Genomic DNA, 26,772 nt, shown 5'->3' with positions numbered 1-26,772 from the left:
CGCCGTGCGGCCGGGCGTCGCCCGCGCTCACCAGGCAACGGGCAGTGACTCCACTCCGTACGCGGCGTTCAGCGGTGTGAAGCGCAGATCCCCGACGGGAACGCGCAGGCGGAGTCCCGGCAGGCGCCGCAGGACGCGGGGCACACACACCCGCAGTTCCATCCGGGCCAGTTCGGCGCCCAGGCAGTGGTGCGCGCCGTGGCCGAGGGCGAGGTGGGGCGTCGGTTCGCGGGTGACGTCGAGGCGGTCGAGGCCGTCGGCCAGCGCCGGGTCGCGGTTGGCGGAGGGCAGATGGCACAGGACGTACTCGCCCACCGCGATGTCCTGGCCCGCGATCGTGACGTCCTGCTTCGCCTGGAAGACCTTGCCGAAGGTGACCACCGACAGATGGCGGATCAGCTCCTCGGCCATCCGGTCGGGCCGGGCACGCCCGTCGCGCACCAGCCGCGCCTGTACGGGGTCGAGGATCAGGGCGAGCAGGGACAGGCCCAGGGTGCCCGCGATCGTCGCGTAGCCGGCCAGCAGCAACTGGCAGGCGATTCCGGCGAGTTCGTCGTCGCTCAGCTCGCTGCCGTACGCGGTGACCAGATGGCCGAGGACATGGTCGCCGGGTGCGGCGCGTGCCGACCTCACCAGCTCCCGCAGGTACACGTCGAGCCGGCGGAACGCTCCTGCCTGTGCCTCGTGGATGGGGTGGAAGTCGTGCAGGAGCGCCAGGTCGTGGTGGAGCCGCCCGGCGTCCTGGAGGGGTACGCCCAGCAGTTCCAGGAACAGCAGCCGGGGCACCGGCAGCGCGAAGTCGGTGATCAGGTCGGCGGGCGGTCCGGCCCGCTCGATGGCGTCGAGGTGCCGGTCGGCCAGGGTTTCCGCGCGCGGCTCCAGGACCCGGGCGCGCTGGGCGCTGAATTCCGGGGTGAGCATCCGGCGGATGCGGGCGTGGTCCTCGGGCTCGTACGTGTAGAAGACGCCGGGCCGCGGCGGCGGAAAGCCTCCGGGCGGTTCCGGGGGCGGCACCGGGCCGTTCACGGCGGCCCGGGAGCTGAAGCGCCGCTGGTCGGCGATGACGCGTCGGGCGTCGGCGTACCGGGTGACCATCCAGGCGCGGGCGCCGGTCGGCAGGGTGGTGCGGACCACCGGCCGTTCCGCGCGCAGCCGGGCGAAGTCCTCCGCCGGGTCGAAGGGGCAGGCCCCGGAACGGCGCACGAACAGCGGGACGGCGGAGCCGGTGGCCGCGGTGTCCGGGCCGGCCGCGGTGCCGCCGGCGTCGCCGTTCGCGCCGCCGCGGCACGCGTCCAGGACATCGGCCACCAGCCCGGCCTCCTCGGTGGCCAGGTAGAAGTGGTCGCCGGGCAGGGTCCGCAGCCGGAAGGCGGCGCCGGTCATCGCACGCCAGGACCACATGTCGTCCTCGCTCGCCCGGGGGTCGTCGGCGCCCCGGTAGGCGACGATCGGCGCGGTGATCCGCGGGGTGCGTGCGGGCCGGTAGGCGCGGAGCAGCGCGTGGTCGGCGCGGAGCACCGGCATGACCAGGTCCAGCAGCTGGGGCGAGCGGCGCAGCGCCGGGTCGGCGGCCATCGCCGGTTCGGCGATCTCCCGGTCGTCCGCCGCGGTGTCCGGCGGCGGTCCGGCCGCGCACAGGTACGGGGCGCCGTGCCCGGACACCAGCAGAGCCACCGGCGCGGCGCCGTCGCGTTCGGCGAGCCGCACGGCCACCTCGTACGCGACGACCGCGCCCATGCTGTGCCCGAAGAGCGCCAGCGGCCGGTCGAGCAGTCCGCGCAGTGCCGCGTGCACCTGGTCGGCGAGGTCGTCCATGGAGGTGAGCGGCGGCTCGGCGATCCGGTTCTGCCGTCCCGGGTAGCAGACCGCGCCGACCTCGGTACCGGGCGGTACCCGGCCCTGCCACCCGTGGAAGAAGGTCGCGGCGCCCCCGGCGTGCGGGAAGCAGACCAGACGCAGCGCGGGGTCCGGCAGCACCCGGCGGCGCAGCAGCCACCGGGAGACGTCGGTGCGGCCCGTGGCGGGTCCGCGGGCGGATACGCCGGTCATACGGGGTCCTTCCGCTCGGAGGCGGGGGCTTCGCGCCCGGGTGCGGACTCTTCGGGCCCGGGTGCGGGCTCTTCGGGCCCGGGTACGGCCGCGCCGCGCGCCGCGCTCAGTTCCGCGGCCAGGCGCGCGACGGTCGGCGCGAGGAAGACCGACTTGACGGAGAGGTCCACGCCGAAGCTGTCCTGGCAGCGCTGGACGATCTGGAGGGCGGCCAGGGAGTGCCCGCCGAGGCCGAAGAAGTCGTCGTGCAGGCCGATGCCTTCCGCGTTGCCGAGCACGTCCTGCCAGATGCGCAGGACTTCGCGTTCGAGGGGGCTCCATGTGGTGGTGTCCGTGCCGGAGGGCGAGGTCTCCGGCGCCTCGTCGGGCCGGTCACCGGCATCGCTCTGCGGCTCGGCGCCGTCATCCTTTCCGGGTGGCCCGGCGACCGTGTCCGGCGGCAGCACGGAAACGACCACCTGCCCGAGTGACAGCGCACCAAGGCACCGCTCGAACGCGGCCAGCGCGTCGGCCGGTTCCAGCCCGCCCAGCGGTGCCCCGCCCCCGAGCGCGCGCTGCCGCCGCTCGCCTTCCCGTCCCATGCCGACGCCGTTCCAGCGGTCCCAGTTCACGGCGAGGACCGCGGGGCCCTCGGTACGGGCCGCGGCGTGCGCGTACGTGTCCAGGAAGGCGTTGGCGGCGCCGTAACAGGACAGGCCGGGGGCCTGCGAGAACGCGGCCAGGGAGGAGAAGAGCAGCACGAAGTCCGGCCGGGCGCCGGTCTCCCGGAGGGCGTCGGCGAGGGTGACGGTGCCGGTGGTCTTCGCCGCGAGCGCCTCCGCCACCGAGTCCGGGGTCAGCAGCTGGGCCAGGCCGCCCGCCGGTACCCCGGCCGCGTGGACGACGCCGTCCAGGCCGCCGAAGCGCCGCAGCGTCTCGCGCAGCACCTCCCGGGTCCGCGCGGGGTCGGTGATGTCGCCGCTGACGGCGAGGAGTTCACCGGGGAGCCCCGACAGTTCGCCGGCCGTGGCGCGCACCGCGTCCGGGTCACGTCCGAGGAGGGTGACGCGGGCGTGGTGGTCGCGGAGCAGGTGCCCGGCGAGCAGCCGTCCGATGCCGCCCGTGCCGCCGGTGATCAGATAGCGTCCGCCCTCCCGCAGGGCCGTCCCATCGGCCACCGGTGGCGTACGAAGCGGCTCGAACCGGCGCAGCCAGCGGCGTCCGGCCCGCAGCCCGACCGGCCCGGACGCTCCCGGCCGGGTGAACTCGCGCAGGAGGTCGCGGGCCAGTTCGCGGACCTGCCCGCCGTCGGCCGCCGCGCCCGGCCCGTCGATGTCCACCACCCGTACGGTCGCGGCGTCGCCCAGTTCCGCGCCCAGCGCGCCCGCCGCGCCGACCGTGAGCGCCGCCCAGGGGTCGAGGCTCTCGCTGCCGGTGATCTCCAGCGCCCCTCGGGTGACCAGGCACAGTTCGGTGCCGCCGGCCGGTGTCGCGAGCGCGCGGGCCAGTCCGGCGAGATCGCTCAGCGGCGGACAGGCCGCGTGCGACGGTGCCCCGTTCCAGGTGCTGACGATCCGCAGCGGCAGGTCGGGGTCTCCCCCGGCCGTCTCGATGACCTTGGCGTACTGGTCGGGGGCGCACGGGTCGAGGGTGACCGCCCGTTCGCCGTCCCGGCCGTGACCGCGCCGGGCGGCTCCGGTGTCCGGGAGGACCGTGGTCGATGCCGCACCCCGCTCGGCGAGTTCGTGGCGCAGAGCGTCGGCGACCGGACTCCCGTCGTGGAGCAACAGCCAGCGGTAGCCGGTGACTTCCGTACCCGTGCGGGCCGGCTCCGGTTCGAGGTCGCGCTGCCAGGCGACCCCGTACCACGGACCGGCGGCCTGCTCCGGTGCCGGAGCGCCGGCCGGTGCCGGGCGGTGCCGTGTGGGCGCGAAGGGGTACGGCGCCGCGGGCACCCGCGGACCGGACGCGGGCCACAGCGCGGCCAGGTCGACGTCGATGCCCGCTTCCCAGGTGCGGGCGAGCGCGGTCAGCAGCACCTCGCGGTCGTCGCGTTCCTCCAGCGGGTGCCGCATGGCGGGCACGCCGCGGTCGAGGCCCTGTGTACGGGCGAGTGTGGTCAGGGTGGTGCCGGGGCCCGCTTCGAGCAGCACGCGCGGGTCGTGGCCGCGCAGGCAGGCGAGCCCGAGGTCGAAGCGGACGGTCTCCCTGAGGTGACGGACCCAGTACTCGGGGTCGGCGTAGTCGGCGTCGGCGGTGCCGGTGAGGTTGGAGATCAGGGGCACGGCGGGCCGGCCGAGGGCGATGCCGCGCACCACGTCGCGGAAGGCACCGAGCACGGGATCGACGAGCGCGGAGTGCGCGGCGGTGGCCAGTTGCAGGACGTTGCAGGCGATGCCCTCCGCGGCCAGGCGGCGGCGCGCCGTCCCGATGCGGGGCGCGGGCCCGGACAGGACGCAGGCGTCGGGGCCGTTGACCACCGCGAGGCAGACGCCGTCCCCGAGGAAGGGTCCGAGGCCGCGGGCGTCGGCGCGGACCACCAGCATGGCGCCGTTGTCGACGGCGGACAGCAGGCGGCCCCTGCTGCTGACGAGGGTGAGCGCGTCCGGCAGGGACAGTACGCCCGCGAGGTGGGCGGCCGCGTACTCGCCGAGGCTGTGGCCCGTCAGGACGGAGGGCGTCACGCCGAAGGAGCCGAGCAGCCGGGCGACGGCGATCTCGGTGATGAAGACGGCGGGCATCGCCACGCGTGGATCGGGGTCGGCGTCGGCGTCCGGCGGGGTGTCCGCCGCGGGCTCCGTGCCGGTCCCGGTGGGCCACCACGCGCGCAGGCGCCGGGCCGCCTCCCGGTCGGGCAGCAGCCGCAGGCAGGTGTCCACCGTCTCCCGGAACACCGGTTCGTCGCGGTACAGCCCGCGCCCCATTCCCGGGTACTGCGAGCCGCCGCCCGGGAAGACGAACGCCACCTCGCCCGCGCGCCCTTCGCGTGGCGGCGCCGCATCCGTACGGAACGCGGATTCCGTCAGCGCGTGGGCGCGGTCGCGCAGGACCACGGCGCGGCGCAGCGGCATCCGGCGCCGCCCGACCGCCAGGGTGCGGGCGTAGTCGGCGAACTCCTCGTCGCGCAGGCCGCGCAGCGTGCGGGGGTGGGCCGCGGCCATCGCGTCGAGCGCCCGCTCGTCGCGCGCGGACCAGGCCAGCAGCTGCCAGGGCCGGGCGGGCGCGGGCGGCCGGGCCGGTGGCGGCTCCTGGAGGATGACATGGGCGTTCGTGCCGCCGACGCCGAAGGCGCTGACGGCGGCGCGGCGTGGCGCCGACGTACGCGGCCAGTCCTCCGCCGCCACGGCGGGCACGAACGGGCCGGCGGCGAAGTCGATGTCGGGATGCGGGTGGAACGGGGTGTTCGGGGTGGGCGGGATGCGGCCGTGGCGGACCATGAGGGCGGCCTTGATGAATCCGGCCACCCCGGCGGCGGCGTCGGCGTGGCCGATGTTCGCCTTCACCGAGCCCAGCCGGCAGGTGCCGCGGCCGGTGGCGCCGGCCGCGCGGTAGGCGCGGTTCAGGGCGGTGACCTCGATGGCGTCGCCCAGCGCGGTGGCCGTGCCGTGCGCCTCGACGTAGCCGACGGTGTCCGGGTCGACGGCGGCGTCCCGCAGTGCCGCCTCGATGACGGCCTGCTGGCCCGGGATGCCGGGAGCCGCGTAACTCAGCTTGTCGTTCCCGTCGTTGTTGACGGCGCTGCCCTTGATCACGGCGTAGAGGCGGTCCCCGTCGGCGCGGGCGTCGGCGAGGCGGCGCAGGGCCACGATGCCCAGCCCGTCGCCGGACACGAAGCCGGTGGCGTCCCGGTCGAAGCAGCGGACGCACCCGTCGGCCGACCAGACGCCGCCCGCGCGGCGCAGATAGCCCTGGCGGCGCCACGGCGACCAGGACACGCCCCCGGCCAGCGCCAGGTCGCAGTCGCCCGCGGCCAGCGCCCGGCAGGCGACGTGGACGGCGACCAGCGAGGTGGAGCAGGCCGCCTGCACGGCGAACGCGGGCCCGGTCAGGCCGAGTTTGTAGGCGGCGCGGGTCGGTAGGAAGTCCTTGTCGTCCGCGGCCATCAGCAGGTCCGCCGACGTGCCGAGGAAGACGGAGCTGTCCGGGGTCCGGTGGGTGCCGACGGTCTGGCCCGCGTAGACGCCGACGCGCCCGGGGAACCGTTCGGGGTCGTGTCCGGTGTCGTCGAGGGCGTGCCAGGCGGCTTCCAGGAACATCCGCTGCTGGGGGTCCATGACGGCGGTCTCGCGCGCGGAGTAGCCGAAGAACGCGGAGTCGAACCGGTCGGCGTCCCAGAGGATCCCCGCGGCGGGCACCAGCGCGGGGTCGGCCAGGCGGGCGGGCCCGGCGCCCGCCTCGGCCAGCTGTTCGGGGGTCAGTTCCCCGATGCCACGCCGCCCTTCGGCGATCATGTTCCAGAACTCGTCCGGGCCGGTGGCACCGGGGAAGCGGCAGGCGATGCCGACGACCGCGACATCGGACTCCCGCCAGTCGGGGTCGGGACCGGGCGCGGGGCCGGGTCCGGGCGCGGGGTCCGGTACGGCCTGCGGCTCACGGCCGGACGAGGCTGCGGCCCCGCCGCCGGGTGGGGTTACGGGCCCGCCGCCCCCGTCCGCCACCTCGCTGCGCGCTGCGGTCACTTGAATCCGCCTTTCACGGTGCGTACGGCCGGTAGAGGATGCCCGGGAGCGCGCGCGGCGCCGGGTGGTGCGGTGCCCGCGCCCCGGGCGCCGTTGCGCGTACGGTCGAGAAGCGCGGCCAGTCGCCGCACCGTGCGGGCGTCCATGAGGTCGGCCGCGCCGAGCCGGGTGTTCCAGCGCGCGGTGACGGCCGCCTGGATGCGGATCAGGTCGAGCGAGGTGGCGCCGAGGTCGGCGAAGTCGTCGTCGGGGGCCACCTCGTCCAGGCCCAGCACCGTGGCCACCAGCTCCGCCATGTCCCGTTCCCGCCCGGAGGCGGTGGTGTTCCGCCCGGCCGGCGGGGCGCACCGCCGTACCGCGGGCGGCACCAGGGCCGTACGGTCGATCTTGCCGTGCGCGGTGAGGGGCAGCCGGTCCACGAGGACGAAGGAGGACGGCACCAGGTGGGCGGGCAGCAGCGCGGCCAGATGCCGGCGCAGCGCGGCGCCGGTGAGCGTGGCGCCGGGGGCCGCCTGCACATGAGCGGTGAGCCGGTCGGTGCCGCCGGCGGACGGCGGGCCGTCCCGGTCCGGCGGCGGTACGGAGCCGTCGGGCGCGCCGCGCGTCGCGGTCACGGCGGCCGCGGTGACGTCCGGGTGGCGCAGCAGGGCCGCCTCCACCTCGCCGGGCTCGATGCGGTAGCCGCGGACGTTGAGCTGTGCGTCGATCCGCCCGAGGAACAGGTAGGAGCCGTCCGGGAGGCGGCGGGCCAGGTCGCCGGTGCGGTAGAGCAGGCGGCCGGGGCGGTCTGCCGTGAAGCGGTCGGGGACGAAATGGCGCCGGGTGTCGGCCGGGCGGTCGAGGTAGCCGAGTCCGACGCCGGGGCCGCCGATGTACACCTCGCCGGGTTCCCCGTCCGGTACGGCGGTGCCCCGCTCGTCCAGGAGGTGCACCGAGACGCCGGGCAGCGGGTGCCCGATGCCCGGGGTGCCCTGTCCGGGGCGGCAGCGGCCCATGGTGGCGCAGACGCCCGCCTCGGTCGGCCCGTACGCGTTGAACAGGCGCAACCGGCCGCCCCAGCGCCGTACCAGGTACTCGGGCAGCGGCTCGCCGCCGGAGGTCAGGGTGGTGACGGGGATGGGCTCCTCCTCCGGCAGCGTCGCCACCAGCGAGGCGGCGCCGGAGAGGTGACTGATGTCCGACTCGCGCAGTATCCGGCCGAGTTCGGGGCCGTGCAGCGGCACGTCGGCGCGCGGGACGACGAGGGTGCCGCCGCTCAGCAGGCTCATGGCCAGCTCCCAGATCCACACGTCGAAGGTGAACGGCGCGAACTGCAGCACGCGCGCGCCGGCCAGGTCGCCGTAGACATGCTGGAGCCCGTGCGCGAGGTTGACGACCGCGCGGTGCGGTATCCGTACGCCCTTGGGCGCGCCGGACGAGCCCGAGGTGTGCAGGACGTAGGCGAGGTCTTCGGGACCGGCGGCGTGGTCGGGCCGGGCCGCCGGCACGGGCGGGACGGCCTGCGCGGGCGGGCGTGCGGACGCCCGGAGGATGCGGTCCGTCAGACGTACGCAGGTCACCGGGTCCCCGGTGGGTCCGGACAGCACGGCGGGGTCCGGCTCCCGGTCGGTGAGCACCGTCCGTACCCCGGCCTCGTGGAGCACCGCCCTGTTGCGTGCGGCCGGGTAGGAGGCCGGCAGCGGCACATAGGCGCCGCCCGCCGCCCAGAGGGCCAGCACGGCCACGGGCAGCAGGGGCGAGCGTTCCATCGTGACGCCGACGATGTCGCCCGGCCGCACTGCGGCCAGGGCCGGCTCGGCGGCCAGGGCACGGGCCCGGCCGTCCAGTTCGGCGTAGGTCAGCCGGCCGCCGGGGTGCACCAGCGCGGCGCGCCCGGGCACCGCGCGCGCCCACTGCCGGAAGAGCGCGACCGCGCCGGTGCCCGGCTCCTCCCCCGCCCGGCCGCCGCCCGTCACGCGCCCTCCACGGGGCGTGGGGCGGCGCCCCGGCGGGCACGGAACTGCTCGGTGAGGACGGCGATGTGCTCGCGCCGGTGGCCCTGGTCCAGCGCGGTGCGCACCCGGTCGCGCAGGGCCTTGAGGTACGAGGCGTCGATCCCGGCACCCTCGGCCGCGCCGGTGAGGTTCTCCAGGACGTCGATGTGGGTGGTCAGCGGGGCCTGCTCGAAGTGGTAGTCGCCGCGTTCGATCAGGTCGAGGCCGACCCGTACGGTGTTCTCGAAGCCCGGGTCGTACAGCGGCACCGAGTCGGCGAACGCGCCGAGCGGCACCCCGATGTGCTCGGCGATCGCCGCGCACTCCAGGAAGCCGCTGACGAACGCGTAGTAGAAGGCGCTGGCCACGACGTGGTACGCCTTCGCGTAGCGGGGTTCGGCGTGCAGGTGCACCTGGTGGCCGGACATCGCCTTGGTCACCGGGCCCAGTTCGGCGAAGTCCTCCGGTGCCCCGCCGTAGACGGTGAAGCAGGCGTCGGTGCCGATGGCGTCCGGGTAGTTGAGGATGGCCGCCTCCATGTAGCGGCCCCCGGCGCCGGTGACCCGGTCCCGGAGCGGCCCGACGCTCTCCGGCACGCCGCTGGAGTGCTGGACGACCAGCCGTCCGTTCAGGTCGGCGCCGGACTCCTCCAGCACCTGGTGGGTGACCGGGTAGTTGAGCAGACACAGCAGGGTGGTCCGGGAGGCGCCGACCGCCCCGGCCGCGGTGGGGTGGGCCCGGATGTGCGGGCTCTCCGCCGCCACTTCCCGGGCGCGCCGCTCGGTGCGGTTCCACACCGCCACCTCCAGGCCGGCCGCGGCGCAGGCCCGGACCACGCCCGAGCCGATCACACCGGTGCCGATCACGGTCACGTCCGCCATGTCAGTGCTCCGTCCTGGTGAAGGTCATGAGGATGGCGCCGACCTCGGGCGCCTCGGCCCAGCCGGCGAAGGCCGCGAGGAGGCGGCCGGCCTGTTCGTCCCCCAGCGTGTCCGCCAGGCGGGGGCGGACCTTTTCGAGCCGGGCCAGCAGCCGGCCGAAGGAGCCCCGTACGTTCTCGGTGAGGTCCAGGAGTTCGGTGATGTGCAGCCCGGCCTCGCGGGCCGCCGCCAGGTGGGTGTGCGGCGGGTCCAGCGACACCGCGTTCAGCAGGCTGAGGTACGGGCCGATGCGGTCCAGCAGGTCCCGGGTGATCCGGCCGCGGACGTACGGCGTCTCGACGACGAGCCGGCCGCCCGGCCGCAGGACGCGGGAGAGGGCCCCGTACAGCTCCGCGACGTCGAAGTGCGGGGTGCTCTCGAAGGCCAGCGCCGCGTCGAAGGAGCCGTCCTCGAACGGCGGCCGCAGCGCGTCGGCGTGCTGGAAGCGCACCGCGTGGCCGAGTCCGCGCTGCCGGGCGTACGCGGACGCGGCGGCCAGGGCCCGTTCGTCGATGTCGATGCCGACGACGCTCGCGCCCGAGGTCTCGGCGAGGCGGACCGCGGGGCGGCCGTTGCCGCAGCCCACGTCCAGGACGCGGCTGCCCCGGGCGGCGCGGAGTTCGGACAGCACCAGCGCGGTCAGCCGCCCGGTGGCCTCCTCGACGGTCGCCGGGTCGTCGGCGCCGGTCCACATGCCGAAATGCCGGTCGGGCCCGGCGGCGTCCTCTTCGAGGACGGTGAGCATGGCGTAGGTGCGCTCGATCTCCTGGTGGGAAAAGGCGCCGGTCCAACTCGGTTCGGCGGACATGCGGAAATACCCTCCGTCGTGATCTGTACCGAATGACGGACCGGCCGGGACCGCCTGCCGCTGCCCTCCTCCCTCTTCCCGCCGCCGGTACGTGGAAATGCGAGTACGGGCCACCGCACGGGCATTGCGGTGCCACCCCACGGCGCCGGAAGTACGGCGGTACGAAAACACCGCGATGCCGGGAGCGCTCCTGGAGGTCCGGCATCCGGCTGCAAGAGTTGCCGAGGGCCGGGCGGCCGTCAAGCAACGGTTTTGGCCACCCGCCGGGACCGGCCGGAATGCTCCGGGCACGCGGTCGGGCACGTGCCCGGCGGAACAATTCCTCCGGGCCCCATCGTCCCCTTGGGCACCTCGCGCATTCCCTTCGGCACCTCGTGATCCGGCGGAATCGGCCATCTTCCGCGTACGGCCCGGGAAATGACCAATAGGGGTCGCCCCTCGGCGGCACGGCGGCACTAACGTCTTTCCGGTGAGTTGCCGCGCCGGGTGGCACCCGGACGCGTCGCAGGCACGGAAAGCACCGCACACCCGGGGCGCCGGCACCGGGGAAAGACGATCGCGGGCAGGGCTCCTACTTCCGTACTGGAGATTCCGTGGAAACACACCCCGAACCCATTGATTACCCCTTTTCCGAGCCGTCCGGGCTCACCGTCGATCCGGAATACGAGGACTGCCGCAGCCGCCCCGGGCTGACGTGGATACGGCCGCCGTACGGTGACAACGCCTGGCTGGTCACGCGCTACGCGGACATCCGCTTCGTCCTGCGGGACCGGCGGTTCGTCCGCACGCCCCCGCCGGGCAGCGACGAGGCGCGGCTGACCCCGCTGCCGTTGCAGGACAGCATCCTGAACACCGATCCGCCCCAGCAGCCCCGGCTGCGCAAGGCCCTCGCCCAGGGGCTCGGGCTGAACGCCGAGCACGTCCGGGAGCTGGAGGAGCTGGCCACCGGGGAGGCGCGGCGGCTGCTGGCCCGCTGTACGGCGCAGCCGCCCCCGGCCGACCTGGCCGCCGCGTACACCAAGCCGCTCACCGTGGCCATCCTCTGCCCGCTGATCGGCATCCCCGAGGAGGACCTGGCGGTCTTCCTCGACTGGTTCGAGGGGTTCGCGGGCACCGGTCTGCCCGCCGACGTGGTGGAGTCCCGTATCGAGGAGATCTCCCGCTACACGGCCCGGCTCATCGCCGACCGCCGGCAGCGGCCGCGGGAGGACCTGGTCAGCCGCCTGGCCGCCCGGCTGGGCCAGGACGACGGGCTGTCGATGGCGGAGCTGGGCGAGCTGGTCAACGACATCCTGCTCGCCGTCGACAACGTCACCACCCAGCTCACCAACGCCTGTTACGTGCTGCTCTCCCGCCCCGACCGCTTCCGGGAGCTGGCGGCCGATCCGGGCCTGCTGCCGCGGGCGGCCGACGAGCTGCTGCGGTATGCGCCGTTCCCCTCGCACGTCACCTTCGCCCGGTACGCCACCGAGGACGTGGAGGTCGGCGGCACGCTCGTGCGCGCCGGTGAGCAGGTGCTGCCCGCGCTGCCGGCCGGCAACCACGATCCGCGGATGTTCGCCGAGCCGGAGCGGCTGGACTTCCACCGCGGTGGCAACCCGCACCTGTCCTTCGGCCACGGCACCCACCACTGCATGGGGCCGCCGCTGGTGCGGATGCTGGTGAAGGTGGCCGTGGCCGCCCTGCTCGGCCACCCCGGCCTGCGGCCGGCCGCGGCGGACGAGGAGCTGCCGTGGCGCGCGGACCTGATCATCCGGCGGATCGAGGCGCTGCCGGTCACCTGGTGAGCAGACGAAAGGCGGAGGCCGGGCCCAGCCCGGCCTCCGCCCGGATTCCGCGTGCCGGCCGCGAATTCCGTCGTCCGTGTCCGCCAGGATTTCAGGTGCGGGTGAGCGGCCCGAACACCTGGCTGCTGCGGTCGTCCGCGGCTTCCTTGGAGTAGAGGTCACGACAGGCCACGAAATATTCTTCGCGGCTGATACGGCCGTCGTTGTCGGTGTCGATGCTACGGGCGCCGGTCCGGGCGTCACGGGTCGACAGGCCGAACGCGCGCAGCAGTTCGGCGTACTCGTCCGGGGACAGGTATCCGTCGCCGTCCGTGTCGGCCACGTCGAACTCCGCGTCCGTGATCGGACGGAGCAGGCCGTCGGCCGTGGACGGCTTCGCGTTACGGTCCATGTAGCCCTGGAACTCGGCCCGCGAAATCCGGTTGTCCTTGTCCGTGTCCGTCAATTCGTACATGATCTGCCAGGCTTTGGCATACGCCTCGTGCAGGCGCGCCCACTTGGGGCTCTCCTTGCTGTACCCGAAGTGCGTCAGCGTCCGTTCGGCCAGTCGCTGGAGGTCGACTTCCTCGATATAGCCATTACCGTCGACGTCCGCCAGGTTGAACCACTGATCCGATTTCTGCGCTATGACACCGGCGACCATTCCGCTCTCCGTTCCTGTAGACGGCAAGCTGTGATTCGCGCATGGAGCACTCTACCGACGCGGGTGTAAGGGTCCACCTCGAAAACGCGACATTCGCCCGTCCGCACGGGAGTTTCCGCCGGGAATTCCGTTGCCGGTGAGGGGTGCTGCCCGTCGTGGTGGGCGGGGTGAGCGCTGTCCGCGTCAGGCTCCTGCGCCGGCCGGTGCGCAGCGGTGCAGGGATTCGGCGGTGAGCGGGGAGACGACACCGGGGAGAGCGCCGGTGGCCGGACCGACGGCGACCCGGGGGCACGCCGACCGCACCCAGGAGGCGATCCGCGCGCTCTCCGTCGGTTTCCCGTCCCGCCCGGGGCGCGCCACCGCGGTGTCGTCGAGCAGCGCGAAGCGCAGCTGCCCGGAGGCGACGAGCCGCTTGAACGCGGCCAGCGGGACGGACGCGGACTCGTGGGTGAAGCCGCCGAGCGGCAGGACCGGCAGGCCCGTCTCGGTGATGGCCTTCGAGCGGGCCCAGCCCCGGTCCGCGGACAGCAGGTACCGGGCACCGCCGTTGTGCCGGCGTACGTGGTCCAGGAGGTGCCGCTGGCCAGGGGTCAGGCGGGTCGTGGGGTAGATGTCCACGTCGCCGTTCGGCCCCGCGAGGTAGGTGCCGGGCAGCGTGGCGCTGTACGGGGGTACCGGGCCGGGGCCGCGCGGTCCGGCGGCGGCGTCGAACGCCGAGCCCGCGTAGCGCGGGTCCAGGACGGAGAGCGACCAGGTGACCGGCGCGGCGAACATCGCCACGCCGCCGACGAGCAGCGCGACCGGCGCCCGCCACCTGCCGCTCCCCGCGCCTGCCACCGAGCCCGGGCGCACGAGCAGGAGCGCCACCACCCCCACGGCCGCCGCCCCGCCGACCACCGGCACCAGCCACCGCGCGAACCCGGCGTACCCGTGGGCCACATACACCGCCCACACCGCCTGGCAGACGACGACGGCGGGGAGCAGGAACCGGGACCGCCCCCGGCCCGCCCGGTGGAGGCGCCACAGCGTCACGAGGCCCGCGGCGGACAGCGCCACGAGGGCGGGCACGAGGGTGGCCGTGTAGGCACGGTGCGGGACCGCGATCACACTCAGTACCGCAGCCGTGCCCAGCGCCCAGCAACCCCACAGCACATATCCGCCGCGCTCGATGTGCCCGCCACGCTCCCCGCCGGTACGCGAGCACCGGACCGCACCGCGGACCAGCCCGGACACCGCCGACGGATACAGCCAGCCGCACTGCGCCGCGAGGCCCGGGAGGAACAGCTTCGCGCCGCTCTCCCGGGCCCCGGAGCCGAGCCGGCCGAAGCCGTTGTAGCCGAAGACCATCGACCAGGCGCTGTTGTCGGCCGTGCCGTCCGCGTACGGGCGTACGTCCACCGGCACCCACGTCATCAGCAGTACCCAGGACAAGGACACCGCGACCATGACCGCCCCCGCCGCCAGCAGGTGACCGGCCCGCGTGCGCAGCCCGGCGGGTGCGGCGGCCCCGTACCCCACGGCGAGCGCCGGCACGATCAGCCACGCCTGCATCATCTTCGCCTGGAAGCCCAGGCCGACCCACACACCGGCCCATACGAGCGGGCGCAGCCGGGCGTCGCGGACGGCGGCCTGGTAGCGGTCGGCGGCCAGCAGCAGGCACATGACGAGGGCCGCGTCCGGACCCGGGTGACCGAACATGGAGGCGGTCACGGGGGTGAGGGTGAGCAGCCCGGCAGCCAGGAGGCCGGTCGCGGGGCCCTGCCAGCGGCGTACGACGCGGTACATGACCAGGACGGACACGACGCCCTCGACGCACTGCGGCAGTGTCAGCGCCCAGTCGTGGAAGCCGAAGAGGCGGGCGGAGAGGGCCTGCGGCCAGAGGAAGCCGCCGATCTTGTCGAGGGTGATCGTCGCCGCCGGGTCGTACGCCGTGAACAGGAAGGCCTTCCAGCTCTCGGTCATGCTGCGGGCGGCGACCGAGTAGTACGGGGCCAGCCCGCTGCCGGTGATGTTCCACGCGTACAGCAGCGCTGCCAGCGCGGCCACACCGAGCAACGCGGGCCGCGCCCACGGGGGCTGGCCGGGCGGCGAAGACCAGAAGGGGCGGGGGCGGGCACCCGCACGGCCGCACGGCGACCCGGCACCCGAGGAGGCGGACACGATCACGGACACTCCCGGGCGACGGAACCGTGGCGGAGCCGGCCGGGGGGGGCGGCCGGACTGTCCGAGTTATCCCACGGATTCCGGTTCCGCGATACGGTGTCCGCTCCTCGGGGGCGCCGTCACGCGGCGGCCCGGTGCTCCTCGTCCGCCGCCCGGGTGACCTCGGAGCGCACCCGGGCCAGGGCCCGGCTGATCAGGCGCGAGACGTGCATCTGGGACAGGCCCAGCTCGGCGGCGATGGCGCTCTGCGTCATGTCCTTGAAGAACCGCAGGTACAGGATGTGGCGTTCCCGTTCGGGGAGCCGGGCCAGGGCGGGCTTGACCGCTTCGCGGTCCTCTATGAGCCCGAAGCGGGCGTCGGCCGAGCCGAGGGTGTCCATCAGGGTGTAGTCGTCGTTGTCGCCGCTGCGGTCCAGGGCCACGTCCAGTGACAGCGACCGGTAGGTCTCCAGGGCCTCCAGCCCGAGGACGACGTCCTCCTCGGTCAGCCGGGCGTGCCCGGCGATCTGCGCCACGGTGGGCGAGCGCCCGTCCAGGGTGGTGCTCAGTTCGCGTACGGCCTTGCGGACCTTGTTGCGCAGTTCCTGCGTGCGCCGGGGCACATGCACGTCCCAGGTGTGGTCGCGGAAGTGCCGCTTGAGTTCGCCGGTGATGGTCGGGATGGCGAACTGCTCGAAGGCGTCGGCCCGCTCGGGATCGAACCGGTCGACCGCCTTGACCAGGCCGAGTGCGGCGACCTGCTTGAGGTCGTCGAGCTGTTCCCCGCGCTCCCGCAGCCGGACCGCCTGCCGGTGCGCCAGCGGCAGCCAGGCGGTGATCACCCGCTGCCGGAGCCGCTCCTTCTTGGGCCCGTCCGGCAGCGTGATCAGCAGCCGCATCTCCTCGGTCGTGTCGGGGTCGTCGGCACGGCGCCCGTGGTGGCGCGCGATCGTGGTGGTGGCCATCGCCGGCTCTCCTTAGACGCTGGTGGGTGGTTCGCAGGCTTACGAGTGGCCACTCGCCGGAAGACGGCAGACTGGCCCCTCTGTGACGGGGTGCCTGCGGTTCCGAAGCACTGACGCTCTTGTGTCCAGGCATGCGCGGCTCACACTCCGGGAGTACGGATTTTTCTTCCGGCCGTGCCTCTCGGGTAAAGGCCCTGGTGAGACGGTTGGCACGGACAACCGCCCACCGGGAGGCGGGCCGGGCGGCGGGCCGCCTCCGGGCTTTTGCGCCCCTCACTCCTCCAGCACCACCTTCCCGAACACCGTCGTCGTCAGCCCGAAGAAGTCCGCGTGGACGAGCCGCCGGGACACCGGGCGGGTGACGCCGCCCGCGGTGACGGTGGCGGTGGCCGTGGTGCGGTCGGTGAAGTGGGTTTCGGACTCCTCGACCAGGAGGCGGTGGCGGGTGGGGGACGGGAAGCTGCCGGGCGGCGGGGTCAGGTCGCCGGTCCAGGCGTAACCGGTGCCACGGGGTGTGCAGATGAGTTCGACGGTGCCGCCGGCCGCCGTCCATTCGAGGTCGCCGGCGGTGCGGGACCGCTGCTGCACGGTCGCGACGACGCGGCGGCTCGCGGCGACGCCGTCGCGTCCCGGCCCGGTGAACTCGCCGACCTCGTTGGCCGCCGCCGGGCCGCTCAGCTCGATGTGGATCCGGCCGTCCGCGGTCATCGCGGCGGTGACCGTACGGTCGGGCATCAGCTGGACGAATTCCCCGGTGACGACCTTCGACAGGTGGAGCGGCTCGACGGCGTACGGCTGGTAGCGGGCGAGGGCGGGCCGCAGGAAGGGGAAGTACGCGGGGCTGTCGGCCAGGTCGCCGAGGTCCACGTCGATGTCGCAGGACCACAGGCCCAGCTGCTCGTCGTAGACGGGGGCGAACGTCGCGACCGAGACCGTGGCGGGCGCCCCGCCGACGGTTTCGGCCAGGGTCCGGCCGGTGGCGGTCCCGGCCGCGTTCGGGAAGTTGGCGGGGCGCAGCCGCGGCAGGACGGAGTCGTCGGCCCATACGGGGTCGATGCCGCAGCGGGTGACGAGTTCGGCCGGGAGGCGGCTGCCCGGGTCGAGGACGACGGCGAGGAGTTCGTCGTCGCCGGAGCTGAACCACGGGCGGCGGAGGTAGACGCGGACGCCCGCGGCGCGGCGGGTGCGGGTCACCCGGTGGGCGTCGGTGTCCGCGGTGTGCTCCCAGGTGAAGGTGGGCACGATATGGCTCACTTCGGGCGGCTCCGGGCGCCGGGTGGCCGGGACCGGCCAGCCCCGCCCGCCGGGCCCGGAGGCGGCGGGACCCCGGCTGGTGATCAGTTCGGGCCGGTCGGTGATCGCCGGGTGGAAGTACTCGCGGAAGCGGGTGGTCGCGGTCGGTGTGTAGGTGACGTTGCGGTGGCGGGTGTCGCGGAACTCGTGCCGCAGGCCGCTGAAGCCGAAGGTGTCGCGGCGGGGGCCGGGCGTCAGGTCGCCCACGTGGTCGTGGCCGGTCACCCGCCGGGGCGCGGGCTCCTTGACGTCGTCGAGCCACTCCTCCCAGGTCGCGTCGAGGTCGATCCGGCCGGTGCTCCTGGCGTGCAGGGAGAGCTCGCCCGCGACGAGCGCGGAGGTCTCCCCCGCCGTACGGCTGAACCGCAGGTCCGCCAGGGACGGCGGCGCCAGCGGCTTCTCGACGGCGTGGACGAGGGTGAGTTCCGTCCACGGCGTGATCATCCAGTTCTCGCCGGCCGCCGACGCCACCGTCAGTTCGCGCCGCTGCTCCGGGGTCAGGCGCAGCGGGTCGTTCCACTGGGGCGAGGCGGTGAGCAGCTGCCAGACGCGGAACAGCCGGAGGTCCTGCTCCGCGATCCGGCAGCTCATGCGGACGGTCACCACCTCCGCCTTGGGCACGTACACGGTCAGGACGCCGCCCGTCGGCGGGTCCGGCGGGCGGTCCCCTTCCACGATCCGCAGCCGCAGCGGCCTCGCCTGGGGCCAGGTCCCGGTGAAGTCGTACGTACGGTGGGGTCCCGCGTCCGACCCCGTGCCCGTGCCCGGCAGTCCCCGCAGGGCGATGCCGCGCGCGGGCACGTCGGGCAGGTACGGCAGCAGCAGTTGCGCGGCGTCGTGGACGACGTACTCGCCGGTGTGCAGGCCGCTGCCGCGCGCCACGGGCAGCTCGGTCAGCGGGGACGTGTCGTGCGGGCTGTGCTTGGCGACGTGGATCTCCCCGGCGGCCTTGAGGTCGCGGGTGACGCGCGGGTCCTCCGGGAGGCTGACGACCGTGTCGAGGTAGCTGCCCGCCTCGCGGGACGCCGCGGCGAAGTACTGGCGGCGCAGCGCGTCCGGTTTGCCGGGGCCGAAGACCGCGTCGTACACCCCGTGTTGTTCGGCCGTCTGGAGCGAGCTCTTGGGCGGGCTCAGGTGGCGTTCGTCGAAGGCGCGGTAGCGGCGGTCGAGCCCGTCGGCGGGCGACACCCTCTGGTGGTCGGGGACCTCGCCGTTGCGCAGGTCGGCCCACTCGCCGGGCGACAGCGGCCGTCCGGACGCGTCGACGGTGCTGCGGATGACCAGATGCGGTTCCGACTCGCCTTCCAGGAACGGCCACCTCGGCACGATCACGGGCGGTGGTACGGGTTCCCAGCGGCCGTAGGTGACGGGGTCGGTGGCGGTGCCCTCCACGGCGGGGGCTTCGGGGCCGAGGCTGTTGCCGGCGAGGTCGACCAGGCGGGCGCGCAGCCGGTAGGTGCGGCCGTAGCGCAGGGCGGGCAGGGTGCCGGGGGTGGGCCGGAACGCGGCGGCGAGCGGGAAGCGGCCGGAGATCTGCGGGTTGGGCACCTGCGGCCGGTCGCCGGGGCCCAGGGTCCGGCCGGGCGGTGGCGCGGCGAGACTCCAGCCGTGCCAGCCGAAGAGCGCCTGGTGGACGTAGAGCTGCCGGCCGTCGGCGCGGTCGCGGGTGACGGCGGACGCCTTGACGTGGCCCTCGTCGGGCGCGGCGCCGATCGGCACGGCGGGCGCTCCGGGCCGCCTGATGGCGTACTCCCCCGTACGGGCACACAGCGGGTACCAGGCGGCGACGCGCCCGGTGCGCTCGTCCGCCGGGCCGACGTCGACGCGCAGGCCGCGCACGAGGTGGGCGGCGTCCAGGACCGCGGCGGCCACGGGCCTGCCGTCGGGGCCGACGCCCGCCGTGTGCCGCGCGTCGGCCTCCATCTGGTCGGCCAGGGCCCGGTCGCGGTCGTCGTGGACGACGGTCAGGCCCGCCCCGTGCAGGGCGGGGAGGGCGGTGGGGTCCGCGGCCACGGCCGTGCCCGGCGCGCCGGTGCCGCTCAGGTACTGGTCGAGGACGCGGGCGAACTCCACGAACTTCATGGCCGCGCCGTCCAGGTCCAGGTCCGTGACGTGCACGGCGTCGGCGCCCAGCCGGAGCATCCGGTGGCCGTGGAAGCCGTCGTCGGCGGCGTACGGTTCGAAGCGCCGGCCGGGGACGTGCCGCAGCGCCGTCCAGGGGCGCAGCGACTCGTCGGTGTTCAGCTGTCCTTGGGCGTCGGTGAAGGCCACCCGGGCCCGCCACCGGTCGGCGAGCCCGGCCGGCGGTGTGACCAGGAGGTCCAGGGCGAGGCCGAAGCGGCGCAGCAGTTCCGGGTAGTCGGCGAGCAGGGCGCACGCGGTGTGGAAGTCGAAGTCCGGCTCGGTGGGCGGGGGTTCGGCTTCCGCTGCCGCCCGGCCACGGCCGGTGGCGGAAGCCGGCCGCGGCGCGCGGTCGTAAAACCGGTACATCTCGGCGAGTCCGAGCAGCGCGCCGTCCTCGGTGTACTCGCGCGCGGCGCGGTCCATGTGGCGGGGGCGGTACGGGTTCGGGTCCGCGGCGGCTCCGGGCCGGCCGCCCGCCTGCCGGGTGAGGAGTTCGTCGAGGCGCGGATAGCCGGCGTCGACCCGGCCCGCGAAGGTCCGGATGGCGGAGGTCAGCACGTCACGGAGATCGCGGCTCTCGGGGTGGTCCCAACCGGCGGCCGGGCCCGCGGCCCGCCCGGCCGTCGGTGCCGCGCCGTTCTCCTCTCCCCCGCCCGTCGGGGGCGTCACCCGGCGGATCGCGGTGGCGCCGACCGCCGCCTCGTACAGCGCCGTGATCTGGTCACGGACCGCTGCGGCGGGGTACGAGCGCAGCGTCGGGGGCCGTTCGGCCGCGGCGGCGAAGGCTCCGGCGGGGGCGCGGACGACCGTGTCGCCCTTGAACAGTTCGCCCCACAGCGCACTGTCGGCCGGCGGGAAGCGCCCGGTGCGGGCCGTGGTGGGGACGAGGACGCCGGGCCCGGTGGCGCCGGGTGCCAGGAACTCGATCCGGAGCGCGGGCGCGTACCGGCGCAGGGTGGCGGGCCAGTCCCGGAAGCCGTCGAAGGCGTCCAGCCGGGTGCCGCCGGTGAGGCGGGGGCTGACCAGCACGGTCAGCCGGAGTGTGCCGTCGGCGGGCTGGCCGTCGGGCAGTACGGTCCAGCGGATCGTCTCGGGCATGGTTCAGCTCACTTCCGCGAAGGCGGTGCAGTATTCGGTGACGGGGTCGCGCCGGGCGCCGGTGACCGGATCGGTGTAGGGCGCCATCATCTCGGCGAAGGTCGGCGGCCTCGGCGGCTCCTCGTCCCCCGTGCCGAGCGGGGCGGGAGCGGGTCCGCTGCCCACGAACCGCTTCTCGCATTCGATGGTCACCGACTGCGACCAGAAGCCGATGTGCACGCTGACGGAAATCCTGGCGCGTCCGTAGACGGTGCCGGTGGCGGTGTCGAAGGTGAGGTCGAGGTAGATCTCGATGGAGGCGGAGACGATGCCGAGGACGTCGACCTCACCGCGGGCCCGGAAGTAGCCGGTCAGCCGGGACTCACCGGTGGCCGGTTCGAGGCGGAAGTAGATGCCCGCCATGACGGACAGGCTGCCGCTGGCCACCCCGAAGTCGAGCGAGACGGCCGCACCGAATTCGAGGGCCGCTTCCAGTACGGCCACCCGCTCGGGCGTCAGCACGATGCCGAAGAAGCCCCCGCCGCCGAGCAGCGAGACGGTGAGCCGGAACGGGGCCTGGCGGCTGCAGAAGGCGAACCCGATCTCCAGTGACCGGCCGAGGAAGGGCAGGTCGAGATAGGCGTCCAGCCGAAGGTTCTCCAGGCTGAACACGCCGATGGCCAGGTTCGGCAGCGGCAGTCCGTAACGGGCGACGATGCCGGACGGCGTGACCTGGATGCCGGGCGGGTCGCTGAAGCCGTCCACCGGGATCAGCTTGCGCAGCGTCTGGACGAAGGCGAGCGGGCCGGTGAAGTCGACGCTCTTGAGGACGACGTCGATGTCGGGCTTCCGCCCGGCGCGCGCGACGAAGCGGACGTGTTTGAAGCTCAGCCGCAGCGCGTTGAACTTCGGCACCAGGTTGAGGGTGAAGTTCTCCAGGCTGCAACTGATGTCCGCGCCGACGCTCAGGTCCCCGCGCAGGGAGCCGCGCAGGTCCACGACGAGGGACAGCCGCCCGCCGGTGTCCGGCAGGAAGACCGGCGAGCCGTCCAGGAGGACGGGCTGGATGTCCGGGTTCCACTCCAGCCGCGCGTTGACGGTCTCCGGCAGCTTGAAGCCGTTGGCGGCGGCCTGGACGGCGTCGCGCAGCGCGACGACCTCTCCGGCGGCCCGGGTCCAGGTCGCGAGCTGCTGCTGTACGCGGGTCAGCAGGGTGCGTACGCCCGGGTCCGCACCGGCGGGCAGGGTGGCGATCAGATGGCCCAGCGCGGTGGCGAAGGCGTTGAAGGCGTCGTCCACCTGCCGCATCGTGATCGGGCCGGTGCGCCCGGCGAGCCCCTGGGCGACGAAGTCGGCGACGACGGTGGCGAACTTCTCCGCCGTGTCGGCGACCTGGCGGGCGGCCGGCGGGTAGCGGTCCAGCTCGTGGGTGAGCAGCTGCCGGGCGCGGCCGAGGTCGGAGAGGAGGCCGGTGACCGCGCTGACGGTCTCGGTGAAGAAGTTGGGCACCTTCAGGGCCTTGCCCAGCCCGTCCACGCCCTTGATCACCTCGGCCAGCGGGACCACGCCCAGCAGGCTGGGCCCGATCTCGTCCAGCACGTCCAGCGGCCGGAAGAACTCCTCGGGCCGGAAGGTGCCGTTCGCGATGCGGTCGAGCGCGTCCAGCCCGCCCGCCACCGGAACGCCGGAGACCGGCCCGGTCAGCCGGGACAGCCCGGAGACGATCATGCTGGGCGCGGTGAGGCCGCCGGACCGGTCCCGCTGCCCGCCGAAGTCCATCCGCAGCGGCTGGTCGGCGGGGGTGAGCAGGCTGAGGAAGACCTGTCCCGCGTTGGCCTTGCGGACCGGCCCGCCGACGGTGTCGAAGCCGGACAGGGCGTACCGCTTCGCGTAGGCGACGGGCACGGTGGCGTCCGCGCCGCTGAGCCGGCCGACGGCGGGCACGACGGCCTGCGCCCAGCGCAGCTGCGGCAGGAACGGGGCGTTCCTCGACACGGCCGGATCACCCGGCGCGGGGTCGGCGAGCGCGGGCGGCGCCGCCATGCCCCACACCATCCGGGCCACGTCGAGCCGGGTGTCGTCGGGCCGCAGGACGGGCGCGAGGGCCACCGACTGGCCGAGGAGGTCGGCGCTGGCCTCGGGCGGGTGCGCCACCGCGACGGCACCGGCCGCGGCCGCCGGGTCCGGCGGGGTGCGGTCCAGCGCGTTGTACTCGGCGACGGCCGCGGCCAGCCCCTCCCCCGTGGCCAGGGCCTCGTCGAGGAACAGCAGCGGTGTACGGAATTCCACCGCGGTGCCGCCGTGGTCCACCGCCGTGACCTTGAAGTGGAAGAGCCGCTCGGCGGGCGTGGCGGGGAAGAACTTCCGCCGGTCGGCGGGCGGGACGAGGTTCGGCGTCTGCGGGGTGTCGAGCCGCACGCTGGTGAAGGGGAACAGCACGTTCGCCAGGTCGCTGGCGGGGTCGGGCCCGGCGGGCAGCGGGGTGTTCGGGTCGTACGTCTTCAGCGGCTGCCGGACGACGACGAATTCGCGCTGGACGAGATAGGCGCCGCGGGCGTCGTCGAACTTCCGCTCCGTGACGCGGACGTACACCGCCTTGTGCCCGAACGGGCACAGGAAGCCCTCGCGCATCACCCGTACGTACTGGTCGCGGCCCATGGAGGCGCGGTGGCGCCACTCGGAGAGCGAGACGCCGCGGGGCCGCCGCGGCCAGCTGCCGAGTCCGTCCAGCCAGCCGCCGGCCGCCGAGAGCATCAGCAGCCGTACGGCGACGGGCTCCGGGACGTACGGCGTGCCGTCCGGCTTGAGGAGGCCCGCGCCGGTGGTGAGGTCCACGATGTCCCGGCGGTCCTCGGGCTCCAGCGCCTGGCGGAACGCGTACGGGGCACCGGGGTCGCCGCCGCGTTCCCGGTTCCAGACCGCGCGGACCGTCCCGGCGTCGAGCCGGGTGTGCCACAGCTCGGCGCGGGTGCCGGGACCGGGCGCGGGGGTCCGGTCCCGGTGGATCCAGCGCGCCTTCTGGGAGGGGGACAGATACAGCCGGTAGGGCAGTTCGATGCCGGTGCGGGGGCGGGCCGGGTCGGCCAGCGGGTCCTGCGGGCCGGCCGCGGCGAGCGGTGCGCCGGCGCCGGCCGGGGCGATCGGCACACCCGCGGCACGGGCAAGGGCGAGCGCGGTTTCCGGCCCGTGGCGCGCGGCGAGTTCGCCCGTCGTACGGACCAGCCGTACCAGAGTCATGGCCCGGGCCGCGGCGTCCGTACCGACTGCGGGCGGTGGCGGCCCGAGCGCCGGGGCCGGCGGCGGCGTCTCCGGCACGCGGGCCGCGTCCACGACGCGCAGCGGCAGCCGTCGCATGGCGCCGAGCAGGCCATCCTCGGAGAAGGGCACCGCGTCCTGTGGGCCCACGTCGAAGACGAGGACGCTCCGGCCGCTGATGAGGGAGCCCACCGGCAGCTCTCGGGACTCCCCCGGCACCTCGTCGCTGAAGGCCTGCTCCACCATGTGCTGCGGCCCGAAGGTGACGGCGATCCAGCCGTCCGCCCGCGGGTCCGCGCGCACCAGCCGTCTGGTCCCGCCGCTCTCCTCGACCTTCAGCCCGGCGAAGCCGAACGCCAGGTCCAGCAGATCGGTACCGCGCAGCAACCGCAACGCCGCCGGAGTGGTCATGGTGCCCCCTCCCCGCACACCGGCCGGGCTCTCCCGGCCGCGCGTGCAGTCCCCTTGTCAGCTAGCTCTACCACCTACCTCCGACAACGCATCCGCACCAGACGGTACGGGCGATCGCAACAACCCTAAATTTGTTCGAAGTTGATCCAGGCCCGTCGTTCCGGACCGCGGGGGTCGTCGGCCTGGGACCACTCGGCGTCGATCCGCATCGTGGCTCGGCGCTCGTTGTCGTACGGGTCCCAGCCGGGGTCGCCGGTGGCGGCGAAGCGGACCCACGCCCCGTGCATGCGGGCGGCGAGTTCCGCGGGCGGCTCGTCGGGGCCGAGCAGGGCGTTCGGCCCGTGCAGTCGGGGAAGCTGCGCGAGGTCGAAGACGAAGGGCAGCTCGACGGCGTGCGCGGCGCCGAGCTGTCCGTCCAGCGCGCGCGAGCGCCAGGCGAATTCGTACGCGTAAGTGGCGGACCCGGTGTGGTCGGCATGGGCGGCGGCCAGGGCCCAGCTGCCCGCGCCGAACAGCGCGTCGCCCATGACGGCGGACCGCAGCGCGCCGTAGGACGCCCCCGGGCGGGTCTTCCGGTAGGCGGCGACGAGCCGGGCCGGGTCCGGGTGCGAGCGGGCCGCCGTGTCGTCGACGTCCTCGGCGGTCGAGGTGGCGTACGTGTCCACGGGGACGAGGTAGAGGTTCGCCTCCTCGGCGTTGGTCCCGATGAGCAGGTCGACGCCGGGGCCGGGGCCGGCGGCGAGGGCTTCGGCGGGCTGGGCGTCGAGGACGAGGCCGAAGGGGGAGAGTCCGAGCAGCGGGTCGCGGTGCGTCGTGGTCCGGAGGTCGATGCCCGTGAGCCGGGCGGCGGTCGCGACCAGGCGCTCGTCGGACACCTCCGCGAAGGCGTCGGCGTGCGGACCGATGCCCAGGTCCTCGGCCGCCGCCCTGGTGACGCGGGCGGCCTGCTCGCCGGTGAACGCCCCGCGGCCGTTGCCGCTCTGGACGATCGCCCGGCGGAAGAGCCCCACGGCCCCGGGGTCGGCGAGGAGGCCGCCGACGAGGGTGGCCCCGGCCGACTGGCCGAAGAGGGTGACGTTGCCCGGGTCACCGCCGAAGGCCGCGATGTTCTCTTGCACCCAGCGCAGCGCCGCGGCGGCGTCGAGCAGGCCGCGGTTGGCGGGCGCGCCCGGGATGTCGAGGAACCCGGCGATGCCGAGCCGGTAGTTGAGGGTGACGAGGACGACGCCGTCGCGGGCGAAGGCGGACCCGTCGTACAGCGCGGACCGCGTCGATCCGGCGACGAAGCCGCCGCCGTGGACGAACACCATGACGGGCAGGCCGCCGCCGGACGCGGCGGGGGCCCAGACGTTGACGGTGAGGTAGTCCTCGCCGCGGCTCCAGCCTGTGCCGAAGTACGGGGACATGTCCACATTTCCGAGCCTGCGTTCGGACTGCGGCGCGTTGGGTCCCGGCGCGGTGGCGTCCCGCACGCCGTCCCACGGCTCGTGCGGCCGGGGCGGCGCGAACCGGCCGGCGCCGCGGGGAGGGGCGGCGTAGGGGATGTTCAGGAAGGCCGCGGTGTCGCCTCGCCGCAGGCCGCGGACGGCTCCCTGGGCCGTGGGGACGACGGGGGCCGGTGACCGGCCGGTGGTGACGACGGGTGCGGGGTGGTGGTTCATGGTGCTGTCTCTCCGCGGGCTTCAGTTCTGCTCGGCGTACGGGGTGAAGGGCGCCCAGCCCTTGATGGAGAACTTCTCTCCCGCGCGGGCCACTTCCACGGCGCCGTGGCCGCCCAGGTGCGCGGGGATGACGAGGGCGTTGGTGTCGGCCGCCCGGCTCAGCACCTTGCGGCGGGTGGCGCGGGCGCCGGCCGGGTCCTCGCAGAAGCAGCTGTTGGCGTCCGGTTCGAGGATCTGCACAGGGCTGTGCAGCAGGTCGCCGACGAACACCGCGCGGTCCGTGCCGGAGGTGAGGGTCAGTACGGAGGAGCCGGGGGTGTGTCCGGGGGCCGCTTCCAGGCGCAGGTTCGCGTCGATCCGGTGGCCGCCCTCCCACAGCAGCGCCTGCCCCGCCCGGTGCACCGGGGCCACGCTGTCCTCGAAGACGTTCTGGTTGCCGCGGCCGAGCACCGGCTCGTGACCGTTCGCGGGGTTCCAGAAGTCGAAATCGGCCTTCGGCATCAGGTAGGTGGCACGGGGAAAGGTGGGCACCCAGTCCCGGCCGTCCAGATACGTGTTCCAGCCGACGTGATCGACGTGCAGATGGGTGTTGATCACGATGTCCACGTCCTCGGGCGCGACACCGGCCCGGGCGAGGTTGTCCAGGAAATCCGTTTCCAGACGGCTCCAGACCGGCGCGTACGGGCGCTCCTTGTGGTTGCCCACGCCGGTGTCCACCAGGATGGTCCGGCCCTCGCTGCGCAGCAGCCAGGTCTGGACGGCGGAGTTCACGATACGGGTCCCGGAATCGACGAAATGCGGATCCAGCCAGGAAGCGTGGTCGTCCCACGCCTCCTTCGGGCTTTCCGGGAAAAAGGTCTCGGGCGTCATGTCGACGGGGCCGAAATATTCCCGGACCCGGGTGATGGTGACGTCGCCGAGCGTTATCTGGTCCATGGTGCGTCCCTGCAATTCGGAGGAATTGCCGGAACCGTACGAGCGGCCCCGGCGCTCGCGGTATCCGTCA

Annotated in this window: 13 protein-coding genes; 1 reads left to right on the top strand and 12 read right to left on the bottom strand. The window is 74.5% G+C overall.

Annotated features, from left to right (window positions below):
- Positions 1 to 27 precede the first annotated feature (27 nt).
- The 5 genes from CP973_RS18815 to CP973_RS18800 are packed head-to-tail and all read right to left on the bottom strand — an operon-like array spanning position 28 to position 10,408.
- Positions 28 to 2,049 carry a cytochrome P450 gene (locus tag CP973_RS18815; RefSeq protein WP_150242210.1) on the bottom strand — a complete coding sequence of 674 codons (2,022 nt, stop codon included), beginning with the start codon at positions 2,047 to 2,049 and terminating at the stop codon, positions 28 to 30.
- The gene (locus tag CP973_RS18810) at positions 2,046 to 6,707 is read right to left on the bottom strand and encodes a type I polyketide synthase (protein ID WP_167538366.1); all 4,662 of its coding nucleotides are present in this window, start codon (positions 6,705 to 6,707) and stop codon (positions 2,046 to 2,048) included. The genes CP973_RS18815 and CP973_RS18810 overlap by 4 nt, the downstream gene beginning before the upstream one ends.
- Entirely contained in the window at positions 6,704 to 8,662 is a 1,959-nt protein-coding gene (locus tag CP973_RS18805; protein ID WP_167538365.1) for a non-ribosomal peptide synthetase, read from the bottom strand. The genes CP973_RS18810 and CP973_RS18805 overlap by 4 nt, the downstream gene beginning before the upstream one ends.
- The gene (locus CP973_RS40035; protein ID WP_167538364.1) at positions 8,659 to 9,561 is read right to left on the bottom strand and encodes an NAD(P)-binding domain-containing protein; all 903 of its coding nucleotides are present in this window, start codon (positions 9,559 to 9,561) and stop codon (positions 8,659 to 8,661) included. Before CP973_RS40035 ends, CP973_RS18805 begins: the two co-directional genes overlap by 4 nt.
- Before the next feature lies 1 nt (position 9,562).
- Positions 9,563 to 10,408 (bottom strand): SAM-dependent methyltransferase, encoded by an 846-nt coding sequence (locus CP973_RS18800; RefSeq protein ID WP_167538363.1) that lies wholly within the window; start codon positions 10,406 to 10,408, stop codon positions 9,563 to 9,565.
- A gap of 593 nt (positions 10,409 to 11,001) precedes the next feature.
- Here CP973_RS18800 and CP973_RS18795 point away from each other — a divergent pair.
- Positions 11,002 to 12,195 (top strand): cytochrome P450, encoded by a 1,194-nt coding sequence (locus tag CP973_RS18795; RefSeq protein ID WP_150242202.1) that lies wholly within the window; start codon positions 11,002 to 11,004, stop codon positions 12,193 to 12,195.
- A gap of 91 nt (positions 12,196 to 12,286) precedes the next feature.
- On the opposite strand, the gene CP973_RS18790 is transcribed toward CP973_RS18795, so the two are convergent.
- The 7 genes from CP973_RS18790 to CP973_RS18760 form a co-directional block, all read right to left on the bottom strand.
- The gene (locus CP973_RS18790; protein ID WP_150242200.1) at positions 12,287 to 12,838 is read right to left on the bottom strand and encodes an EF-hand domain-containing protein; all 552 of its coding nucleotides are present in this window, start codon (positions 12,836 to 12,838) and stop codon (positions 12,287 to 12,289) included.
- A 183-nt stretch (positions 12,839 to 13,021) separates the two neighbouring features.
- Positions 13,022 to 14,884: an ArnT family glycosyltransferase gene (locus CP973_RS18785; protein ID WP_208853210.1), complete on the bottom strand. Its 1,863-nt coding sequence runs from the start codon at positions 14,882 to 14,884 to the stop codon at positions 13,022 to 13,024.
- A gap of 236 nt (positions 14,885 to 15,120) precedes the next feature.
- Positions 15,121 to 15,945 carry a SigB/SigF/SigG family RNA polymerase sigma factor gene (locus CP973_RS18780; RefSeq protein WP_150242198.1) on the bottom strand — a complete coding sequence of 275 codons (825 nt, stop codon included), beginning with the start codon at positions 15,943 to 15,945 and terminating at the stop codon, positions 15,121 to 15,123.
- A 273-nt stretch (positions 15,946 to 16,218) separates the two neighbouring features.
- A complete protein-coding gene (locus CP973_RS18775; protein WP_150242197.1) occupies positions 16,219 to 20,460 on the bottom strand; it encodes a hypothetical protein in 4,242 nt (1,413 codons plus the stop codon).
- A 3-nt stretch (positions 20,461 to 20,463) separates the two neighbouring features.
- Entirely contained in the window at positions 20,464 to 24,105 is a 3,642-nt protein-coding gene (locus CP973_RS18770) for a hypothetical protein (protein ID WP_150242195.1), read from the bottom strand.
- A gap of 125 nt (positions 24,106 to 24,230) precedes the next feature.
- Positions 24,231 to 25,766: a carboxylesterase/lipase family protein gene (locus CP973_RS18765; RefSeq protein WP_150242193.1), complete on the bottom strand. Its 1,536-nt coding sequence runs from the start codon at positions 25,764 to 25,766 to the stop codon at positions 24,231 to 24,233.
- 21 nt (positions 25,767 to 25,787) lie between these two features.
- Positions 25,788 to 26,702: an MBL fold metallo-hydrolase gene (locus CP973_RS18760; protein WP_150242192.1), complete on the bottom strand. Its 915-nt coding sequence runs from the start codon at positions 26,700 to 26,702 to the stop codon at positions 25,788 to 25,790.
- Positions 26,703 to 26,772: the final 70 nt, after the last annotated feature.

It is taken from the genome of Streptomyces albofaciens JCM 4342, assembly GCF_008634025.1.
GTDB classification, from domain to species: domain Bacteria; phylum Actinomycetota; class Actinomycetes; order Streptomycetales; family Streptomycetaceae; genus Streptomyces; species Streptomyces albofaciens.
Note: the sequence above shows the minus strand (reverse complement) of the source record. Positions and strands in the feature narration are given on the sequence as shown.